Raw genomic sequence first — 20417 nt, forward strand, 5'->3', positions numbered from 1 at the left:
ACTTTAGCCATCGCCTGCCTCGGCTCAATAGTCGGCTTGAAGAAAAATGCTCAAACCAGCCGAATCGCGGACCGGCCTGCCCGCAGCACCCGAACAACCCACACGCTTTTACAGTTTTTGCAGAGCTTTCCAGCTGGTTAGCTCAACTTGTTGCTGCTCGATCAGTTGGCGAGTTTGCGGGTCAGTGAAGATGCGATAGTCTTGATCGCGTCGCGGCGAACTGGTGGTGATCCCTTTCAGCTCTTCGTTATCAATGCCGCAGTGAATCAGCAGGGCCGTCAGCCCCGGCTTAAGGTTCTTGATCGCGTCTTGATAAACTTCCAATCGCTTGGCCGGTATGTCGCCACCATAAAACTGCATCAGATGATCGAGCATCGGCAACCCAGCTTGGGCGAGCCGATCGGAACCTGAGGCTTGTTTGGCCGCCAGCGAGGCATACTCCTCCGCTATCTCAGCTGGCAGTTTCTTGAAGAACAGCACGGGCAGTTTATACTCGAGCCCCAACTGCACATAGATCTCTACCAGGTCCGGCCGAGTCATCACCGAACCCATGTGCGTATCCAAATGCGATAGCGGCACTCCAAACTCCAGTGCGCGATCAATCTGCGCCTTTAGTTCCATACGCACTTCTGCAGCCTGGGCATGCTGAGCAACTTTGTCAGTGCCACCCCACAAATATCCTTCCGGATCACACAGCGAGGGCGCACGATCTCGACCCACCACTGGCCCCCAACGATAGTTTTCCCATTCCGAATTGAGAGTCAGGTGAATGCCATAGCAGTACTGAGGATGAGCCTTGGCATATTGAGCAAACTCTTTGAACCATGGACAGGGCACCATGATGCTGGCCGAAGTAACGATGCCTTTTTCCAACGCGTCGATAGTGGCTACATTGACTGAATGCGACATGCCTGCATCATCGGCATGAATGATCAATCGCTTGGGTTCGTCGGCAGAGAGGCTAGCAGCGAAAAGATAAGAAAGCAGCAGGGCGAAGGCGAGCAGATGTTTCATTGCAGATTTCAAACTTCAGATTTCAAACTTCAAACTTCAAAACAGCGTTAATTGTACTTCAGCCGGGCCTTGCTTTTCGCCAGGCCAAGCGGGCATCGGTTCCAGTTCAGTCAAATGTTTACCCACTTCTTGATGCAGCTGGCGGGCCAGCAGTGGTGCAAAGCGATCGTCGGGTGCATGCGTAAATACGAACGGCTCTAAACCAACTTTCAGCCAGCGGGCGATCACCGGCGCCCATTCTTCGATCCAGAGCTGGCAATCTGCGACGCTGTTGCGGCCAATCAAACGCAAAAAAGGATGCTGAGCAGTCACGGTCTGCCGAACAGGCGTCTTGGGCTTGCGCGTCTGTGCGGCACGTTCGACCGCGTCGCTGGGTGGTTTGGAGTACAGCGGGCGCGAATCAAAGATGACTTTATCGATCTTGAGTTGGCTGAGCATTTGATCGAGTCGTTGTTCTTGTGGCCCGGCATCAAACCAACCCAAGTGACGCAACTCGACCGACCATGGCAAGTGCGTGGGCAAGCGCCTTAAAAAGCTTTCGAGGTCAGGCAAGTTTCGGGGCGAATAGTCGGGAGGCAGTTGCAAAAAGGAGGGCCCCAAGACGCCGCGCGCATGCAGCACGTCGGCCACTTTCAAGAATTCATTCAGCTCTGCCTGGCAATCCAGCAGCCGACAATCGTGCGAGATCGACCGCGGCACTTTTAACGCAAAACGGAAATCGGGCTCGACAGCTTCGCTCCATTTGGCGGCGGTTTCCAAACTAGGCAACGCATAAAAGGTGCTGTTACCCTCCACCGTGGTGAAGGCTTGGGAATATTGACGCAGCCACTCATGCCGAGGTGCATTGCTGGTAAAGACTGAGCCTTTCCAAGCTTCGCAGGCCCAGACCGGACAGCCAATGTGCAGCTTGCCATTCATAGTGATTGCCAATGATTTGGACTGCGGTGCCATCGGGCACCGCTTGGATGTAGGTCAAGTCTTATGCCGCAGCCTGAGTCACTCGAAACGCCCGCATCACCTGGTGCGTACAGGCTACGGTACCGTCTGGTTATCACATCAAAGCTACGGCTGCGCCGCAGCACACCAAGGAGTCACCTGGTGCGTGCAGGCTGTTCCTAAACGCTGGCCACACGATTATTATCGTGCATTGTAGTCCGGCGCGCTGCGTCGGAAAATGTAGGACCAACACACTGTATCATCGAGGCACTGTATTATCGAGACACTGTGTCGGTGAACCTGTCGATCAACAAGAGGTGCAGTATGACTTCCACTGGCTGGGGTATGCGATGGCTGTTGAGTGCGTGCTTGTGCGCTGCAGTGCTGGCACGACCAGACATTCAGGCGCAAGAACCAAAGGGCGAGCCCAAGGTGTTCATACCGCGGACACAGAGCAAGCCTCCTGGTCCACCGCTGTCGCCAGCAGATGCCATCAAGAAGATGACAGTGCCCGAGGGCTTTCACGTAGAGCTGGTCGCCGCCGAGCCAGATTTACAGAACCCGGTAGCCATGGCTTTTGACGAACGTGGTCGCATTTGGGTCACCGAAAGTTTTGAGTATCCGCGGCACGAACCGGGCCCAGGCCGCGATCGCATCAAGATTCTGGAAGATACCAACCAAGATGGTCGCGTAGACTCGGTCAAGATTTTTGCCGATGGCTTGAATATCCCCTCTGGAATCGCGGTGGGCCATGGTGGAGTCTGGGTGGCCAACGCACCGGATATCCTGTTTATGGAGGATACCGATGGCGACGACAAAGCAGATAAACAAACGGTAGTGGCCACCGGTTTTGGGCGCTTTGATACCCACGAATTGCCCAACAGTTTAACGTGGGGACCGGATGGATATCTGTATGGACTCAATGGCGTCTTCAATCCGGGCAAGGTACAAACTCCCAAGAAGACTTACGAATTTACTTGCGCTATGTTCCGTATCGATCCGCGAACCAAAGAGTTCTCGCTGTTTTGCGAAGGGACTAGCAACCCCTGGGGTATCGCCTTCGATCCACAAGGCAGCGCATTTGTCAGCGCATGTGTGATCGATCACTTGTGGCATCTAACTGAGACCGGATACTACCTGCGACAGGGCGGGCCCTATCCACCGCATACATGGAAGATCGATTCGATTGTCAAACACAAACATCAAATGGCAGCCTACTGCGGGATCGGCTACATGGACACTAGCGCGTATCCCGAAGAGTTCCGTGACGTATTGGTGATGGGCAACCTGCACGGCAGCTGCTTGAACATCGATAAACTCGAGCGAGCCGGTTCAACGTACTTTGGCACTGGTCGACCCGATCTGTTGAGCGCCCATGACGTCTGGTTTATGCCCGTCGTGCAGAAGATTGGTCCCGATGGCTGTTTGTATATTCTCGACTGGTACGATCGATATCACTGCTATCAAGATGCATCAGCCGATCCAGCCGGTGTTGATCGCGGACATGGTCGACTGTATCGCCTGGTCTATGGCGAGCGGCCGAAGGCCAAGAGCTTGCAGGGTGTTTCAAGTTCGGAACTAGTGGACGCACTTGGTGATGCCAATGTGATGATCCGCGAAATGGCTGTCCGTATGTTGGCTGAACGCAAGTGCCAGTCGGTCGAAGCGCAGTTGTTAGCTTTGGTTAGCGCTCAAGCGACACCGATGAAGCATCGCCTGAGCGCCATGCATGCGCTAGTCGCTGGCCAAGCACTGACGGTCGAACAAGCGATTGAACTGTGCAAGCACAGTGAGCCTTCCATCCGGGCATGGGCCGTGCGCGGCGCAGCCAATCTCTACCCCGATTCGAAGCCGCTGGCCGATAAAGTCGCGAAGCTCTCGGCTGACGCCTCGCCAGATGTACTTCTGCAAGTGGCCATCGCGGCCGGCAAGTTGCAGCATCTTGATCGACTGGCCGTGTGGATTGATGTGTTGGCACACAGCGGTGACGACACCTTGATTCCACACATCGTATGGCAAAACCTGCATCCTGAATTACCCGCGCAGAGCGATCGACTGCTGGAGTTGGTCGAGAAGGTCGACTTGGAGAAAGCGCCTGGGTTAGCAGATTTTCTGACCAAGGTGGCGGAGAAGAATTGAGCTTTATTGCTCAGCTTTGCGAATCGCTTCATCAAACAAGTGACGCGCAGCGCGACCGGAAATGGTCTGCTGCGTGATCAGTAGTTCAGCGATGGTGGTTACGGCTGACCAATTGCCGGGGTCAGCCAGCAGATATTCCGCTTTGTCCAACGCGCGGCGCTGGACGCGTTCCACTTGGCGATCACTACCAGCGCGCGACTGAGCCAGGCGGCGGACGCCACGCAAGTCTTGAGCAGCGCTGGCTGGTGCGTAGGTGCCAGTCAATTGCGATTCGGCTACCATACCCGCCAGCAAGATCAACATCTCGTCCTCCAACCAATCCTTGCTGGGTTTAAATCGACCTTTCTGTACATGGCATTGTCCCAAGGTATCCACGCCCGAATGCGTCTTGCCGGGAACGATGGTCACGCGATGCACCGCTCGGCCTAGAGCCAAAGCCATCACCGCATGTCCCGCTTCGTGATACGCAGTCAATTTCAAATCATCAGACATGTCGCAGAGGTTTCCAATGTGGCATAGGCTTCCAGCCTGTGTACCCCAGTGTGGCATAGGCTTCCAGCCTGTGTATTCTAAATCAAAACAGCTCTGAACATGTGGCGTCCGCAGAAGTGCACACCGAGTGTCTTGAGGGCATTCTGCAACCACAGGCTCCGAAGCCGATGCCAAAATTATCCGCAGGCTGGAAGCCTATGCCACATCAAGCGTCGACTTCTACGCAGCCAATCGGTTGGGCTACGCAGGCTACGACTTCGTCATCATTGTGCGCGCAGGTTGGAGTTTTGCGATAGGCCACGGAGCCACGGAGCAATTTCAGTTTGCACGAGCCACACGCGCCTGAGTGACAGCCGGCAGGCAGACTAATACCAGCGGCCTTGGCGGCTTGCCAGACACTGCTTGCCTGGTTGCTGGTGGGCGTAGCGATTTGACTACGAGCAAAGCGAATCGACCAGTCGGTAACCCGTTCGTCGCCATGAGCGTCCGTGTCGCTGGCGAAGGATTCGTAGTGGACACGATCGGCATCCACTCCGGCTCGATGCAATTCGACTTGGAAGCGTGCCATCCAGTTCTCTGGTCCGCACATGTAGACGAGCGTCGAAGGGTCGATGCTGTCTAGCGCATCGTGCAAAGTGAATTTGCCGTCACGCACCTGGCCACCTGCCACTCTGGGCACATCTGGTTGCCGGCTCATGTAGGTGATGACCTGCAAGTTTGTAAATTGCTCGCTCCATCGATGGACTGGGGCGCCAAAGGGCCAGTGTTGGTCATCGCTGACTTGATACAGCAAGGTAACCCGGCGATCAGGCTGAACGGCCAGGCTAGTTTTCAACATCGACAATAGTGGCGTGATGCCCACGCCTGCCGCCAGCAACAGGAGCGGCTGATCCGTTTGCGTATCGAGAGTAAATTGGCCATGAGGACCGCTGACTAGCAAGCAGTCGCCCGCACGCAAGTATTCGTGAATCCAACAACTGAGACTTTTATTTGCGTCGCTCTGTTGCGGTGATCGTTTGACGGTGATGCGCCACCAGGGTTGACCTGGACAATCCGACAGCGAGTAACATCGACTGGGCAGCGACGCTCCGCCCAAGGCGGGCCGCACCAGCAAGAATTGACCAGCGGCGAAGCTGGCAACTTCTCTGCGATGTAATGGATCTTGCAAGTAGACAGACAAACAATCGTCGGATTCCAGCTTGGTCTCGACGACTTCCATGACTCGCCAACCGCCGCTGGGGCTGGCATTGGTCTGGCTGCGCAGAGCCGTCGACAGGCGCACGTGCTCGGTGGCGCGGCTTAATTCGCTTTTGTATGAAATGCGGGCCAACCGATCGCGCAGCCCAGCCCCGACGACTCGCCAACCAGCTATCGCCAGTCGCGAGGCAGAGGTGGCCAGCAAGCCTGCTGCCACCGACGCCGAAGCCAAAGCCACCAAGTCCATTACCTACGCTCCCCAAAGACCTAATCTCCAAGCTTAGGTCACAGTTGGCCAGTGCGCCGGACGACCTGTAGCCGAAGTCGCCAGACTTTGGACGCGTCACCAATCGATTCCCAATCTCTGGCGAGATCGGCTACGGCAAAGCCTTGGACAGCGGACGCGCGAAACTTTAGCGGTCAAATGGCTTGTATCACATAGCCGGGACGTTTGCGCAAACTATGATGGATAGGTGGTTTACGACGATGGACATCGATCCATTAACTCGAAAAAAATTTTAAAAAACTCTAAAGCTTTAGTGCACTTACACTTGCTGCGCGGCAGCCCCATGCGTTGGCGTGAATTAGATTTGAAAAAGCTGCATGTGGGCGCCACAATGGCACTGTCCGGGTTTGTGCGCGACATGGGTGTAGTCGTATTTACTCAGTTTTGAACTCTTGGGTGCGGGACATGTCCACGATGAAGCTTCAATTGCGAGCAGCTCTTTTAGCAGCTTTGGCCGTGCCTGCCATCTCCACGGCTCCACTAATGGCTCAGTGCTGCACTCCAGCTCTGTCCGTTCAACCCAAAGTCATCATGGAAGAAGAACTGCAAACCCGCTATCGCGTTGTTCACGACGTGGAATACGTCGAAAGCGAAGTGGTCTCGCAGCGCATGGTGCTCAAGTATCGCCCCGAAACCCGGCAAGTAACGGTCACCAAACCCGTTACTGAAACCAGTACGCTCGAAGAGAAGTACACGGTGATGGTGCCGGTCAAGAAGCAAGAGATTCAAGATCAGAGCTACTACAAGACGGACTATGTGACCGAAACTGCCCAGCGTGAAGAAGTTTATACAACGCTACGCCCGGTCGTGGAAACTCAGTATCAAACTCAGAACGTGGTCGTGCCGAGGACAGTGACTGAAACGCAGTATCAAACTCAGCAATACATGACCTACTCGCCGGTGACCACCTATCAAACGGCTACGGTTGATAATGGTGGCTATGTTGCTCAGAACTACGTCGTGCCCGGTGCTAGCCGTTATCGCTTGGGTTACTTGCCCGGTGGCACCGCTGTGGACACGGCGACGGGCATGCCTTTCTATCATCGATCGCAGTTCGGTTGGGTACCCACTGCAGCGCCCAGCCTGGCCTACACCGCTTTGATGTACCAACCCAATCCACAACAAGTGTCCATACCGCAGACGACGATGATGCCTCAGGTGCAGCAGACTCAAGTTCCAGTACAGGTCACGCGCACCGAGAATGAAGTCCTGCAACAACAAGTGCCAGTGCAAGTAACTCGTTACGAACAAGTCGCCGAGAAACGCATTGTCCCGTACAACGTATCCAAACCAGTAACCCAGTACGTCGAGCGCAAAGTACCAATCGAACGCGAAGTCATGGAACCACGCGAAATGGTTCGTCCGCGAACGGTAACTCGAACTTCCTACAAAACCGAGACGGTTGAACAGACGGTCCAAGTTGGGTACTACGAAAAAGAAGAGTACCGTACGCCTGTCAAGGTTGCTCGACCAGTAACGCGCTATGTACCTGAAACCGTGCGCGTCATGCGACCACGAACTGTATACAGTCCGATTACGCTGAACTACTACGATCCGTACTCGGCGGCTTTGGTGGTACAAGGTGCAGCCAACATGACGCCTATCGTCAGTTCGCCCTCGACCTCCCCCAGCGACCAAGGCAATGGCAGCAGTGAAAATGGTGCCAGTAAGCAGGAGGTCAAAAAGGTCGAAATTGGTGAAGAGCTGCCTTCGAAGAAGGAAGCCGACTCGGATGCTACCAAGACACCCCAGTCCGAATCGCTCGATCTGAACAACTCATCGGGCTCTGACACTCCGCGCACCTAATGTTCCCAAGTCAGCGGCCGAATCCGGGAACGCCTGCCCTGTGGTTTGCGCGCGTTCCCAAAAGCAGACTTGCGGAACCTACAACCAACTTCGCGTCGCATGCTGCGTGTTTGACCGTTGATGAGGCCAAACGCGCCAGTAGGTATCTCTTTGCTGAGCCCCGAAATCGCTTTATTGTCGCCCGCTGGATGCTGCGTCAGATACTGGCTGAGCTTTGTAACCTGCCGCCCGCGGCAGTCGAAATCAAAACCACCGCCAACGAGAAACCTTACCTGGCGACCGATCCACTTCTGGAATTTAATGTCTCGCATAGCGGCGAACTGATCGTGATTGCGGTGGCTAGTGGACATCCCGTGGGTGTGGACACCGAGCAAATCGACAACTCGCGTGATTGGCAGATGATTGCCAAGCACCAGTTTCATCCCGCCGAGCAGCAATGGCTATCGAATCAACCTGCATCGCTGCAAGCCATCGGCTTTTATGAAATTTGGACAGCCAAAGAAGCCTATCTGAAGGGGCTGGGCGTGGGACTGGGGCATCCCCTCACCGGCTTTGCGCTTGTTCCCGACGGACCCCTTCGTCATCCGCAGCCTGAGTTAGACTCACAACACACTTGGAGCGTGCGCAGCGTTCCACTGTTCGATGACTACTCCGTCGCGGTCGCCAGCCAGGGTGAATTTGAACTTTCCAGTATAAAAGCTGTAACAGCTGTGTGAGCCCTGGGGCGCGCTGAGATTACTTTACATGTAAACTAGTTATATACTGACCTTAGGATATTTTGAATAACTATAGGATCTAATCGAAGTGTCTCCCCTTCTCCCCCAATGAGTACATTGAGGGAGAAGGGGGGACCCTTCGACTGGCTGTTTACTTTATATGTAAAGTATTGCGACTTAAAACCAGGAACAAAACCTCACATCGATAACACGCACGAATGCGAATCATTTTGCAAGCCCTACGTCTTCCGAGCAACGCTTGACGGTCACCAGCCTTTATAAGCGACATAACTGACACAAGTACCGGGACGACAAGGCCTGCGCTCGGTCAGAACGTGGCCGTGACCTCGGTGTGGTCGACACAAAATGTACCTAAATTAGATCTGCTGCAAGCGTTTGGTTGAGTTACCAATGACGTTTATCAGAGCGGCCAGTTCTGGTGGCTTGACGATGTGATGATCGAAACCGGCTTCGGCCGTGCGGCGGCGATCTTCAGCCTGTCCCCAACCTGTTAGCGCAGCCAGGCATAGATCTTCGTAACGAGCATCGGCGCGCAGGCGGCGAGCGACTTCGTACCCATCCATGCCTGGCATACCGATATCCAGAAAAACGATGTTGGGGCAGTCGCTGACAATTTGATCCAGTGCCGCCTGGCCGCTATGGGCAACTTCGACAGCGTGCCCCAGTGTTCTGAGCAACATGGCTAAACTGTTGGCGGCATCACGATTGTCATCGACGACTAGTACACGACACGACGCACCATTCGCCGACAGCTGCAGCGCACTGGATGTTGGCGAAGCATGATCTTCGCCAGCAGAATCGCGCACGGACAGTGGCATACGCACTGTAAAGGTACTGCCTTTACTCAGACCGGGACTCTCGACACTGATCGAGCCACCATGCAATTCAATGAGGTTCTTGGCTAAGGTCAGTCCGATACCCAATCCACCTTGGGCTCGCGTGGTTGCATGGTCGACTTGCATGAACAAATCAAAAATGCCATTCAATTGTTCCTGCTGAATCCCGATACCATCGTCGGCAATTCGAATCGCCACTTGGTCATCTTCACGCAGCACGTTGACTTCGATGTGGCCATTGGGTTCGGTGTATTTGGCAGCGTTGGTCAGCAGGTTGCTTAGCACTTGCGATAGGCGCACGGGGTCCGCATCCACGTACAACGGCTGCACCGGAAACTGAGTATTCAGCGAATGCTGGCGGTTGGCCACCAATGGTCCGGCTGTCTCGATAGCCTGATGAATGATGCTAGTGATATCCACCTTTTGTCTGCGAAGTTCGATCTTTCCACGCATGACACGCGACACGTCCAGCAGATCATCGACCAATCGCGTCAATTGGGACGCTTGACGTTCGACCATGTCGAGCGTCTTGGCTTTACTTTGTTCGTCGCACTGCGGCATTTTGAGAATCTGCACGGCGTTGCGAATAGGTGCCAATGGGTTGCGAAGTTCGTGAGCCAAGGTGGCCAGAAACTCGTCTTTGCGTCGGTCGGCTTCGCGCAGCAAGTCCAGGGCCTCACGCAACTTGGTCACGTTTTCATGAGCGACCACGACGCGGGTCGGTCCCGGCGGACTGAAACGCGTTACGCGCATTAGAAACCAACGTTGTTCCTCAGGGGAATGACAAGGATATTCGAACTCAAACGATTCTTCGATACCTGAAATGACATCGCGAATGCCTTTGGCGATCATGGGTCCATCGCCACAGCTGATATCCGCGCGATCAAACGGCTCGAGGTAATTGGCTCCCACTCCATAATCGGAGTACACAAAATGATTCTCCACGGCGAACCTGCGCCAGGCTTGGTTTACCTCCAGGATGTTCCCTTGTTCATCCAGTACGGCGATGTGGCTGGAGAGAGAGTCCAACGAGCAGCGTAAGAAGCGCTGTGACTCGAGCACTTGTTGATCACTTAAACGGCGCTGCGTTTCGTCGTGAAAAACGGATACGGCGGCAATCACGCGCCCCTCGCGGTCAGTAATGGGACACGCGTTGACGCTCAAGTGCATTGGCTCGTGACCGTTACCCTCGAAGCGAACCTTTTCATTCTCGACAATCTCACCGCGCAGGGCGCGCTGCATGGGCCATTGACCACTTTCGTAGGTGGTGCCATCAGCTCGCCATCCCGTAACGTTGTGTTGCTGGATAATCTGATCGATTTGCTCGCCGGTGTTGAGCACCAGGCTCGTGATGCGTTGGGCGGCGCGGTTGGAGGTAATCAGTTGGCCCGTGCTGGCATCGGCGACCGCAATGCCCACCGGGACCTGGCCCAGTACTGCTTCGATAAAGGCATTCTTGTCCGCCAATTCTGTGAGTAGTTGTTGGCGATCGACTTCCAATTCGCGTTGTTCGGTAATATGCTCTGCCGCACCAACCAGGGCTTCGATCTCACCGGTAGCATTCCGCTGAACTTGTGTCAAATATCGAACCCAGCACAGTTGGCCCTGTCGATTGACGATGCGTAGTTCGGATTGATCGGGCAGACCCCTGAGTGCTAGATTCACGGTGCGCTGGGCAATGTGGATATCGCTAGGATAGATGATCGATTTCCAGCCATCGGGCTGGTTCAGCTCTTCAAAACTGTAGCCAGCAATTTTCGTAAAGCCAGGCGAGACATACTCCAGCCGGGCGACGCCTTCCTGTAGCTCAAGACGAAAAGTGAAGTCGCTAGTCAGCTCGGTAATCAAACGATGGAAAGCATCGCTGCGTTCTAACTGATGGGCTGTCCGGCTAAGATTGCGTTCGACGCTGTCTTTCTCTTCCAAGGCCAAGATGGCTTCGCGTGTGCGCTGCTGTGCGCGATCAACCGCGCCACGCATTAATCCACAAACAGCAGCCATGCCTACGGTTACAACCAGGTAGAGCGCAATCCCGGCTTGGGACTCGACATCTTCGGGGGCTAACCATCCGGACGGGCTGAGCACGAACTGCACCAGGCAGATAGCGCCCAACAGCGAGGTCAGCAGGCCCGGCCCAAAACCACCATACCAACCTGATATCAAAACTGCCACGATCATCATGGCAAAGGGAAAGCCGTCCCCAAAGGTTGGCTCAAAGAACAAGCCTACGCGGCTTGCAACCAATACACTGACCAGCGCGATACCGTATGCAGCCAATAACTTTCGATAGGCCAAACGCATTGCGTTTCCGATCTCGCGTAGGCAACTGGCAGACGCATTGCTGAAAAAGCAAAATCACGTGAGCCGCCCGACATTATAAAGTGTCGTCCCACACGACGGAAGTGATTTCATTTTGCCTACTCATGTGCGGGCACCAGCACGGTCACCAGTGCCCACACGCCGAAAATCGTCGCTTGCGCGCAGCGAACTCAGTCACTTGATTTCTCGGTTCATCACTTTCCGATTGCATAAAGCGCACCATAAGTGCGTATATACAGAGTGCCATTGCTGGGGACAGGTGAAGCGGTGATCTGTTCGGCCATCTTGTTCTGCGCTACGATCTCGAACTTCTTTCCCGCCTTTACAACCGTAACCATTCCATCCTTAGCGCACAGGTAGATAGCGTCACCGACCATGACGGGACTGGCGCGGTGCTGTGAAGTGTGGGTACGTTCAAAGTAAACTTCCTTGCCGCTAGCTAGTTCAATGCACAGCAGTTTGCCGTCGGAGCGCAACAAGTACACCAGCCCATCGGCGATTAGCGGTATCGATACGTCAGGCGTGCGTTCATGCTTCCAGGCCACATTGTTAGACGTAGCCACCTGGTCACCCTTGAGTTGATCGTTCACCTTTAGTGCCAGCGTTGGTCCTTCTTTGGCCGTGGGCACAATGATCCAATCTTTGACCATACCCGGCGAAGCCACGAAGCGATACGTACTGTCATGTTTGTCAAAAAACCGCGACGGACCATTCAATTCACCCAATCGCCAAAGTTCGTTGCCCGTATCCAAGTCGTGTCCCGTAGTGCAATCGGCGCCGTGGACTACTAAGAACTTCTTTTGCCCATCGTTATAGACAAAGGGTGAGGCATACGAGTGTTTGCATTCGAAATCGACCGCCGTCTTGCGATCGAACTGCCAGACGGTTTTGCCTGTCTTCTTGTCCAGCTTGATTACCTGGCCAGTCTGCGCGTCGTTGTCGCGGCGCATCGGTCCGTGGATCAACTGCATGTACAAGTAGTCGCCATCCAAGTAAGGCGTGGACGTCATGCCGAACTGGATATCCAGCGCGCCGAATCGCTCGCCCACATCGAACTTCCAAACTTCTTTGCCTGAAGTGTCGTAACAAGCCAGGATGCCCGTGCCGAAGAAGCACCACACATGTTGACCATCGGTGCAAGGCGAAGGTGAAGCGGAGTTACCTTCACCGGCCCGCGCGTCTTGATTGCCACTGGTAACTTTCTGTTCCCACTGCACGCTGCCGTCTTTGGCGCTGAGGCACATCAGCATCAGATCATCGCCTTTGGCAGACGTCAAAAAGATCTGATCGCCGAAGATGGCAGGCGTAGCTCCACCCTGCCCTGGCAAAGGAGTCCGCCAGCGGATGTTCTTTCCCTCGGACCACTCGATGGGCAAGGACTTTTCAATCGAGATCCCATCACCCCGTGGACCACGCCACTGCGGCCAATCCTCAGCCCAGGATGTAGCTACGCTGCTGGCCACCAGCAGACTGACTGGAAGAAAGTACGCACCGAGTTTCGAAATGTGTTTCATCAATAGTCTCTGGGGTAATAAAGCGGAGAGGACGTAGCGGAATGCGTCAAGCATTTCGAACTTTAGTGTCATAACTGAACGGGTCAAGCAATACTGTGGACATTTTTGGGTCCGAAAAAGCCGTGTTTCGAAAGCCTTGACGGCTTCCGCTACGGATTGTTCGGAAAGCCTTGACAGCTTCCGCTACGAAGCGGCGGGCTAAGGTGACAACGGTCGGTCGAGGGTTTATCATACATGATGCCTACCATTCTCAGCGACCCGCCTCTTCGCCCTCCAAGGAATCGAACTATGCCCAGGCTTTCTTCCCGCCGTCTTTTCGTAAAACAAGTGGCCGTGGCCGGCTGTGCGCTGGCCCTGCCAGCGGTGAGTTATTCGCGTGTATATGGTGCCAACGAACGTTTGAGCCTGGCGGCAATCGGCACCGGTGGCAAAGGCGCTAGCGACTTGACCGGTGTGGCGGCCAGTCCTTCGGTGCAAGTGACCGCGCTCTGTGACATCGATAGCTCAGCCAAGCACTTGGGGTGGGCTGCCGAAAAATACTCAGCGGCAGTGCAGATTACCGACTGGCGCAAACTGCTAGATAAATCCAAACAGTTCGAGGCCATCACCCTGTCAACGCCCGACTTCATGCATGCGCCGATCGCTATGGCGGCGATGCAATTGGGCAAGCATGTATTTTGCCAAAAGCCACTGACGCATACCGTGTATGAAGCCCGCCAAATGCGCTTGGCCAGTCAGAAGCACAAAGTCGTCACGCAAATGGGCAACCAGATTCAATCGCATGCGGCCTATCGTACTGCCGTGGATTGGGTCCATCAGGGGTTGATCGGCAAAGTTCGCGAAGTCCACTCATGGCAGAGCGGCAACCCAACCTGGCCGCGCCACATCGAACGACCCGATGGTATGGATCCAGTTCCTGAACATGTAGCGTGGGATTTATGGCAAGGCGTCGCTTCCGAACGTCCGTACAAAGAAGGTATGTACCATCCGTTCAATTGGCGCGGCTGGCAAGCCTATGGTACAGGCCAACTCGGGGACTTTGGTTGTCACATTCTTGATCCAGTATTCAAAGCCCTCAAGTTGACGGCTCCTGTTGAACTGACCGCCAGTGCGCCCGCGCTCTTGGCCGACACCTGGACTGACCGCGCGGAAGTACGTTATCGCTTTCCCACCACCGAGCATACCGTCGAGGGCACCTTGCCTCTCACTTGGTATGACGGTGTGGACGTCTACCCGCCGCGCGAGAAGCTGACACATGTTCCGGCCGACTACCAGTTGCCCGCCGCTGGCAGCGTGCTGATAGGCGAGAAGGGATCACTGGTGATTCCGCACGTAGCCGACCCGGTTTTGTTCCCGGTCGAGTCGTTCAAGACGGCGGAACTACCGAAGCTGGACAGTGTCGATCACTACGTTCAATTCGCAGATGCTTGTCGCGGTATAGGTGAAACGACTTCTGCCTTCGAATATGCAGGTCCACTTACTGAAACAGTCTTGCTCGGTACTGTAGCCATTCGAGTACCCGAACAAAAGTTGCTGTGGAGTTCAGAGACCATGCGTTTCAGCAATATGCCGGCCGCTGAGCAGTGGCTGAGCAAGCCGTATCGCAGTGGTTGGGAACCTGCTTGGATTGCGTGAAGTCGTGCCAGCGCAGTTGGCCTACCCTGTTCTCTAACCTTCAGAGCCATTCCATAATGCTCAGCCGAAGTTTGCTAGTTGCGTTCGCGATCGCCTGCTCATGCCTGTCCTGGTGTCAAGCTGAGTCTTGGGAAGGTTGGAACAAGATCGAGTTCCAAGTGGATGGTCGATCGGCGTTTTTGATCCAACCCAAATCGCCCGCCGACCACCGACCGTGGATCTGGCGCACTGAGTTCTTTGGACATGAGCCGCAAGCCGATATTGCTTTACTGAATCACGGCTTTCATGTCGCCTATATCGACATGCAAAATTTGTACGGTGGTCCGCCGGCCATGGCAGCTATGGACGCCATGTACGCGCGAGTCACTTCGGAATTCAAGCTCTCCAATAAAACCGTGCTGGAAGGATTTAGCCGCGGCGGCTTGTTCTCGCTGAACTGGGCCGCACGCAATCCAGACAAAGTTGCGTGCATCTACAATGATGCTCCGGTGTGTGATTTCAAAAGTTGGCCAGGGGGCAAAGGCAAAGGGCCGGGCTCCGCAGCCGACTGGGAACGCTGCAAAGCCGTCTACGGATTTGCCAATGACGATGAAGCCCTCGCGTACCAACTAAACCCAGTCGATAACTTGCAACCGCTGGCCTCAGCCCATGTCGCTCTGCTGCACGTTTGCGGAGCAGATGATGAGGTTGTCCCGCTGGAGGAAAACTCGCAACTAGTGGCCACGCGCTACCAGGCGCTAGGCGGCACCATGAAGTTGATTGCCAAACCCAACTGCGGACATCATCCACACAGTTTGCCCGACCCCCAACCGATCGTTGATTTTGTGCTCAAACATACGGCGACTGAGAAATCCAAGGTCGCCTGGCACGAGTTTCGTGGCGATGCCCACGATGGTACCGCCCTGGATCAGCATCCGCCACTGCAATGGGGCGAAGACAAGAATCTGAAGTGGAAGACTGCCATTCATGGCAAAGGTTGGTCTTCACCTGTAGTGGCTGAGAATCAGATTTGGCTAAACACAGCCAGCGAAGATGGCAAGAAGATGTCGGTCATTTGCGTATCACTTGATAGCGGACAGATCGTGCATGATTTGCTGCTGTTTGAAAATGAAATGGTCCAGCCTGACCATCATGTGACCAACAGTTATGCTTCGCCGACACCAGTCCTGGATGACAAGTTTGTCTTCGCACATTTCGGTGCGTACGGGACTGCCTGCGTGGACCGTCACAGTGGGGCAGTGATTTGGACGCGGCGCGACTTGCCGTGCAATCATTTTCGTGGTCCCGGTAGTTCGCCCATACTTTATCGTGACTTGCTGATCTTCCATATGGATGGCTTTGATCATCAGTATGTTGTCGCCCTTAACAAATCCACCGGTGAAACTGTGTGGAAGAAAAATCGCGATATCGACTACGGTACGGATAACGGTGACTACTACAAAGCTTATTCGACTCCACTGATCATCCAGGTAGGTGGCGTCGATCAGCTGGTCAGCAGTACCAGCAAGGCTACGCTGGTGCTCAATCCCTTGACCGGCGATGAATACTGGCGCGTAACCTATCCCGAGTTCTCAGCCACGGCGCGACCAATCTTTGATGGCCAACATTTGTTTCTCAATACCGGCTTCGGCAAAGCCCAAATGTTGTGTGTGCTGCCGGATGGCAAAGGCGATGTAACAGACAGCAAAGTGCTATGGGCGCAAAAACGCGGCATCGGTTCTAAACCCAGCCAGGTATTGGTTCAAGGCAAACTGTTTTCGATCACCGATGATGGTGTGGTATCCAGGATCGATACGTCAACTGGCGAAATTCCATGGCAGAAGCGGCTGGGTGGTAACTTCAGTTCGTCGTTGGTCGCCACGCGCGATCACTTCTTCGCCTTTGATCATGATGGCAAGAGTTACGCATTGACCGTGGCAGACGAGCCTGAAGTGGTCAGTGAGAATACGCTGGCGGATGGTTGCCGAGCATCACCGGCGATCGTCGACGACAGCCTGGTGGTCAGAACGATAACGCATCTGTACCGATTCAAGTAGCCACCGTCGCCACCGTCGCTTCGTAGCCACCGTCGCCAGACGGTGGATGCAGAACGCTACGACCATCCACCGCTTGGCAGCTTGGCAGCGGTGGCTACGTGCTCGTAGCCACCGTCGCCAGACGGTGGATGCAGCACGATACGACTGTCCACCGCTTGGCAGCGGTGGCTACGTGAAATTGCTACTCAGAGTCATCGATCTTGTATTGTTGCAACCGGCGGCGCACGGTGGCTCGATGCCAGCCGAGTTGTTGAGCCAGGGCACTTTTGTTGCCGTGGTGTTTTTCCAGCAAGAACCGCAAAACTGGCGGTTCGATAATCATCATGAGTTTTTCGTACAGGTTGGTCGCTGAATCTGGGTCGCGAGCGGCAATGGCCAGCCATTGATGAACCAGTTCACCCAACTGCGCGGCCAATTGCGGTTCATCATGGGCAGCGGCCGCAACTGCAGTGGCCAGGCTCTCATGCGGCTCCTGCGACTTGGACGCAGTAGGGGAATGGGGTTGGTAATTGGCGGTCAATGGTAGATGTTCGGGGCGTATGGGGCGACCGCGGGCCATCAAGGATGCATGTTCGATGGCATTTCGCAGCTCACGCACGTTGCCGCGCCATGGACGCAAATTTAACTCCTCGATCAACTCTGGTGTTAAACGTGATTCAGGATCTGAAATCCCTAAGCGTTTAAGGAAGTGGATCGCCAGTAACTTAATGTCCTCAACACGTTCGCGCAGCGGCGGCAAGTGAATGTGCATTCCAGCCAAGCGAAAGTACAAATCTTCTCGAAAGCGTCCCTCTTCAATGGCGCGAAACAGGTCCCGATTGGTCGCCGAGATGATGCGCGCGTCGCATGCTTTGGCGGTCGTATCGCCCACTGGCGTATATTGTTTCAGTTCAATCACGCGCAGCAGTTTGATCTGTTGTTCCAGTGGCAAGTCGCCAATTTCATCTAGCATAACCGTGCCGCCGGCCACCCGACCGAAAACACCAATGCGAGATTCAACGGCACCGGTAAACGCACCTTTGACGTGACCAAACATCTCGCTCTCAAACAGTGCCGGGCTGAGCGCGATCGGCGCGATCGGTATGTAGGGCTTGGCCGAACGACGAGAGTGCTGATGGATCCAGTGCGCGACTAATTCCTTGCCGGTTCCGCTTTCACCGGTAATCAAAACGGGTAAATCGCTTGCGCTGGTCAGCGCGATCTGTTTGAAGAGGGCTTGCATGACCGGCGTGCGGCCCAGCAAATCCTGGTTGTTAACACTGGATGTGTTGGCTGTGTCGCCCGCGGGCGCACCCACTTCGCTGAGCATCCGGTGCACTACGCCGGCAACTTGATCCAAGTCGAAGGGTTTGGCCAGGTAGTCGACGCCCGTATGCCGCATGACTTGCACGGCAATGTCCAACTGCCCGAAGGCAGTCATAATAACCACGGGCAACTGAGGATGCATCTGTCGCACCCGATCAAGCGTCTCGATGCCGCTGATGCCAGGCAAGCGAACATCCATCAACATCAAATCAGGCTTCTGCTCGCGCACGCTGCTCAAGGCAGCTTCGCCCGTGGGCAGGATCGTCACCTGATGACCGTCACGCTCCAGGCACTGTTTCACGCCCCAACAAATCGCGGGTTCGTCATCGACTACTAAGATGGCTGACATATGTTTACTGAATAGTGTTCCAAACCCACACGCCCGTAGCGGAACGCGTCAAGCGTTTCGACCCACGCCTCCGTAGCGGAACGCGTCAAGCGTTTCGTGCCACCGAGTAAAAGCGTAGCGGAACGCGTTAAGCGTTTCGTGCCAACTATAGACCTGACACCTACTTGGTCGACAACTGTTCCATCTGCTTGGTCAGCGTTTCCCACTGAGCGATCAACTCATTCATTTTATCAGGTTGCTCGCTGGAGAGATCGTGCGTTTCAGCGCGATCGCTGGTTAAATCGTACAGTTGCCAAGGTTCATTTTTGGCAGCGACGATTTTCCACTGTCCGGCCCGCAGCGCGCGATTGCCTTCGTGCAACCACCAAATGGGTTGCGATCGCGGTTGTTCGGGCTGCTCAGTCAAGCTGGGTAGAAAACTGACGCCACGTAGGGATTGAACGTCCGAAATACCTTCAGGGCCTGCTGGCCAACTGCTACCAGCCAGTTCCAGGATAGTCGGTACGATATCGATCACGTGACCTGGTCGCGAACGCAGTTGGCCACCAGCGCCCCTGAGTTGTCGTGGCCAGTGCGCGATCATAGGCGTTGAGACACCACCTTCATGAACCCAAGTCTTATGCCGACGAAAGGGCGTATTGGCAGTCCGTGACCAACCTGGCCCCAGGCATACAAACGAACCGGCCGAACCAACAGTCGCTTGTGGATCGTGCCCGTCGCCGCGCACCATGATCTCGGCACTGGCCCCGTTATCGGAAAGAAACAACACCAGCGTATCGTCAAATTGATTCATGGCTTTCAGCTGCGCGAGCAGACGTCCGATCTCAACGTCCATGCGGTCAATCATGGCCGCATGCACCGACATCTTGGCCGACTGAAAGGCGCGTTGGGTTTCGTTCAGGTCTAGCCAATTCAGTTCGCGATTGACCTCACCGGCACCTAGTTTTTCGATCGCCGCAGGAAAGGCGTACGGAGGACCAATCGTGGGCTCCAGGACAGATAGTGGGCTGGTCACGATCCCTAAATTTCTCTGGCGCGCATAACGTTCCAGCCGCACCTGGTCCCAGCCAACATCGTAATGACCAGCGTACTTGGCGATGTCCTCGCTCTTGGCATGCAAGGGAAAGTGAGGGGAGGTAAACGTTACCACGTGCAAGAAAGGTTGATCGCTGTATTTGGCAGCATGCTCTTGCAAACACTCGATCGCATGATCAGCAATGAATGTTGTCAGATAGAAATCGCTGCCGGGCTGGACGGGTGGCAGTGGCTGGTTATCGCGGGAGTGTTTTTGAGGATTGTGAAAACGGTCGTGGTCATCGATGACATAACTATGATCAAAGCCCTGTTTGACCGGTACGCCATCAATGTGCCACTTGCCCGATAGATAGCTGCGGTAGCCTTGGGACTTGAGCATGGCTGGCAGCAAGCTGGCCCACGCTGGGCGTTTGCCTTGAGAGCCGCCAGCGGCTCGTGGCAAAGCATCGCGATTGATCGCCTGCGCGTAGTAACCCGTCAACAACGCACCTCGCGTGGGCCAACAGCGAGCCGTATTGTAGAACTGCGTGAACCGCAATCCGCCGCTAGCCAAGGCATCCAGATTCGGCGTGCGGATCTCACTGCCATAACAACCCACATCGGAGAAACCCAGATCATCGGCCAGGATGATCATCACATTTGGCCGACTGGCGGCCAGCGGTGCAGCGGTTTGCCCAAATGCAGAACCGGTCGCCAGTAGGAATAGCAGAATCGCAAAGTGGCGCATATTAAGCAGTACCTTAGATCTCAAATTGCATGTTGGGAATTTGAAATCTAATCG

Annotated in this window: 13 protein-coding genes; 5 read left to right on the forward strand and 8 right to left on the reverse strand. The window is 54.9% G+C overall.

The genetic code is table 11. The features are described from left to right. Positions 1-108: 108 nt before the first annotated feature. Both SH573x_RS17070 and SH573x_RS17075 read right to left on the reverse strand, forming a co-directional pair. The gene (locus SH573x_RS17070; protein WP_479348843.1) at positions 109-1014 is read right to left on the reverse strand and encodes a polysaccharide deacetylase family protein; all 906 of its coding nucleotides are present in this window, start codon (positions 1012-1014) and stop codon (positions 109-111) included. Positions 1015-1050: 36 nt separating this feature from the next. Further along, positions 1051-1932 carry a DUF72 domain-containing protein gene (locus SH573x_RS17075; RefSeq protein WP_479348844.1) on the reverse strand — a complete coding sequence of 294 codons (882 nt, stop codon included), beginning with the start codon at positions 1930-1932 and terminating at the stop codon, positions 1051-1053. Positions 1933-2274: 342 nt separating this feature from the next. On the opposite strand from SH573x_RS17075, the gene SH573x_RS17080 reads away from it, so the two are divergent. Next, positions 2275-4089 (forward strand): PVC-type heme-binding CxxCH protein, encoded by a 1815-nt coding sequence (locus tag SH573x_RS17080; RefSeq protein WP_479348845.1) that lies wholly within the window; start codon positions 2275-2277, stop codon positions 4087-4089. 3 nt (positions 4090-4092) lie between these two features. Here SH573x_RS17080 and SH573x_RS17085 read toward each other — a convergent pair whose 3' ends face one another. Further along, positions 4093-4581: an ATP-dependent metallopeptidase FtsH/Yme1/Tma family protein gene (locus SH573x_RS17085; RefSeq protein ID WP_479348846.1), complete on the reverse strand. Its 489-nt coding sequence runs from the start codon at positions 4579-4581 to the stop codon at positions 4093-4095. Between the two features lie 205 nt (positions 4582-4786). After that, complete coding sequence (locus tag SH573x_RS17090; RefSeq protein ID WP_479348847.1) at positions 4787-6025, reverse strand: 2Fe-2S iron-sulfur cluster-binding protein; 1239 nt, start codon at positions 6023-6025, stop codon at positions 4787-4789. A gap of 444 nt (positions 6026-6469) precedes the next feature. Here SH573x_RS17090 and SH573x_RS17095 point away from each other — a divergent pair, with 444 nt between their 5' ends. Both SH573x_RS17095 and SH573x_RS17100 read left to right on the forward strand, forming a co-directional pair. After that, positions 6470-7870, forward strand: coding sequence for a hypothetical protein (locus tag SH573x_RS17095; RefSeq protein ID WP_479348848.1), 1401 nt, complete (start codon positions 6470-6472; stop codon positions 7868-7870). Then, the gene (locus SH573x_RS17100; RefSeq protein WP_479348849.1) at positions 7870-8586 is read left to right on the forward strand and encodes a 4'-phosphopantetheinyl transferase family protein; all 717 of its coding nucleotides are present in this window, start codon (positions 7870-7872) and stop codon (positions 8584-8586) included. Before SH573x_RS17095 ends, SH573x_RS17100 begins: the two co-directional genes overlap by 1 nt. Positions 8587-8963: 377 nt before the next feature. On the opposite strand, the gene SH573x_RS17105 is transcribed toward SH573x_RS17100, so the two are convergent. Together SH573x_RS17105 and SH573x_RS17110 are read right to left on the reverse strand one after the other, a co-directional pair. Next, positions 8964-11744, reverse strand: a complete 2781-nt coding sequence (locus tag SH573x_RS17105; protein WP_479348851.1) for a hybrid sensor histidine kinase/response regulator — start codon at positions 11742-11744, stop codon at positions 8964-8966. A 212-nt stretch (positions 11745-11956) separates the two neighbouring features. Further along, on the reverse strand, positions 11957-13276 hold the full coding sequence (locus SH573x_RS17110) for an outer membrane protein assembly factor BamB family protein (protein ID WP_479348852.1): 1320 nt from the start codon (positions 13274-13276) through the stop codon (positions 11957-11959). 288 nt (positions 13277-13564) lie between these two features. Between SH573x_RS17110 and SH573x_RS17115 the strand changes: the two genes are divergently transcribed. Beyond that, positions 13565-14911: a Gfo/Idh/MocA family protein gene (locus tag SH573x_RS17115; RefSeq protein WP_479348853.1), complete on the forward strand. Its 1347-nt coding sequence runs from the start codon at positions 13565-13567 to the stop codon at positions 14909-14911. 56 nt (positions 14912-14967) lie between these two features. Next, positions 14968-16947 (forward strand): outer membrane protein assembly factor BamB family protein, encoded by a 1980-nt coding sequence (locus SH573x_RS17120; RefSeq protein ID WP_479348855.1) that lies wholly within the window; start codon positions 14968-14970, stop codon positions 16945-16947. Positions 16948-17128: 181 nt separating this feature from the next. Here the strand turns inward: SH573x_RS17120 and SH573x_RS17125 are convergent, their stop codons facing one another. Together SH573x_RS17125 and SH573x_RS17130 are read right to left on the reverse strand one after the other, a co-directional pair. Next, positions 17129-18601 (reverse strand): sigma-54-dependent transcriptional regulator, encoded by a 1473-nt coding sequence (locus SH573x_RS17125; RefSeq protein ID WP_479348856.1) that lies wholly within the window; start codon positions 18599-18601, stop codon positions 17129-17131. A gap of 160 nt (positions 18602-18761) precedes the next feature. Then, a complete protein-coding gene (locus SH573x_RS17130) occupies positions 18762-20363 on the reverse strand; it encodes an arylsulfatase (RefSeq protein WP_479348858.1) in 1602 nt (533 codons plus the stop codon). Positions 20364-20417: the final 54 nt, after the last annotated feature.

Source organism: Rania fehmarnensis, assembly GCF_056494185.1.

Coding starts and splice junctions, on each gene's coding strand:
- SH573x_RS17070 (WP_479348843.1), bottom strand. CDS start 1,014: ATGAAACATCTGCTCGCCTTCGCCCTGCTGCTTTCTTATCTTTTCGCT.
- SH573x_RS17115 (WP_479348853.1), top strand. CDS start 13,565: ATGCCCAGGCTTTCTTCCCGCCGTCTTTTCGTAAAACAAGTGGCCGTG.
- SH573x_RS17080 (WP_479348845.1), top strand. CDS start 2,275: ATGACTTCCACTGGCTGGGGTATGCGATGGCTGTTGAGTGCGTGCTTG.
- SH573x_RS17100 (WP_479348849.1), top strand. CDS start 7,870: ATGTTCCCAAGTCAGCGGCCGAATCCGGGAACGCCTGCCCTGTGGTTT.
- SH573x_RS17075 (WP_479348844.1), bottom strand. CDS start 1,932: ATGAATGGCAAGCTGCACATTGGCTGTCCGGTCTGGGCCTGCGAAGCT.
- SH573x_RS17095 (WP_479348848.1), top strand. CDS start 6,470: ATGTCCACGATGAAGCTTCAATTGCGAGCAGCTCTTTTAGCAGCTTTG.
- SH573x_RS17085 (WP_479348846.1), bottom strand. CDS start 4,581: ATGTCTGATGATTTGAAATTGACTGCGTATCACGAAGCGGGACATGCG.
- SH573x_RS17110 (WP_479348852.1), bottom strand. CDS start 13,276: ATGAAACACATTTCGAAACTCGGTGCGTACTTTCTTCCAGTCAGTCTG.
- SH573x_RS17120 (WP_479348855.1), top strand. CDS start 14,968: ATGCTCAGCCGAAGTTTGCTAGTTGCGTTCGCGATCGCCTGCTCATGC.
- SH573x_RS17090 (WP_479348847.1), bottom strand. CDS start 6,025: ATGGACTTGGTGGCTTTGGCTTCGGCGTCGGTGGCAGCAGGCTTGCTG.
- SH573x_RS17130 (WP_479348858.1), bottom strand. CDS start 20,363: ATGCGCCACTTTGCGATTCTGCTATTCCTACTGGCGACCGGTTCTGCA.
- SH573x_RS17105 (WP_479348851.1), bottom strand. CDS start 11,744: ATGCGTTTGGCCTATCGAAAGTTATTGGCTGCATACGGTATCGCGCTG.
- SH573x_RS17125 (WP_479348856.1), bottom strand. CDS start 18,601: ATGTCAGCCATCTTAGTAGTCGATGACGAACCCGCGATTTGTTGGGGC.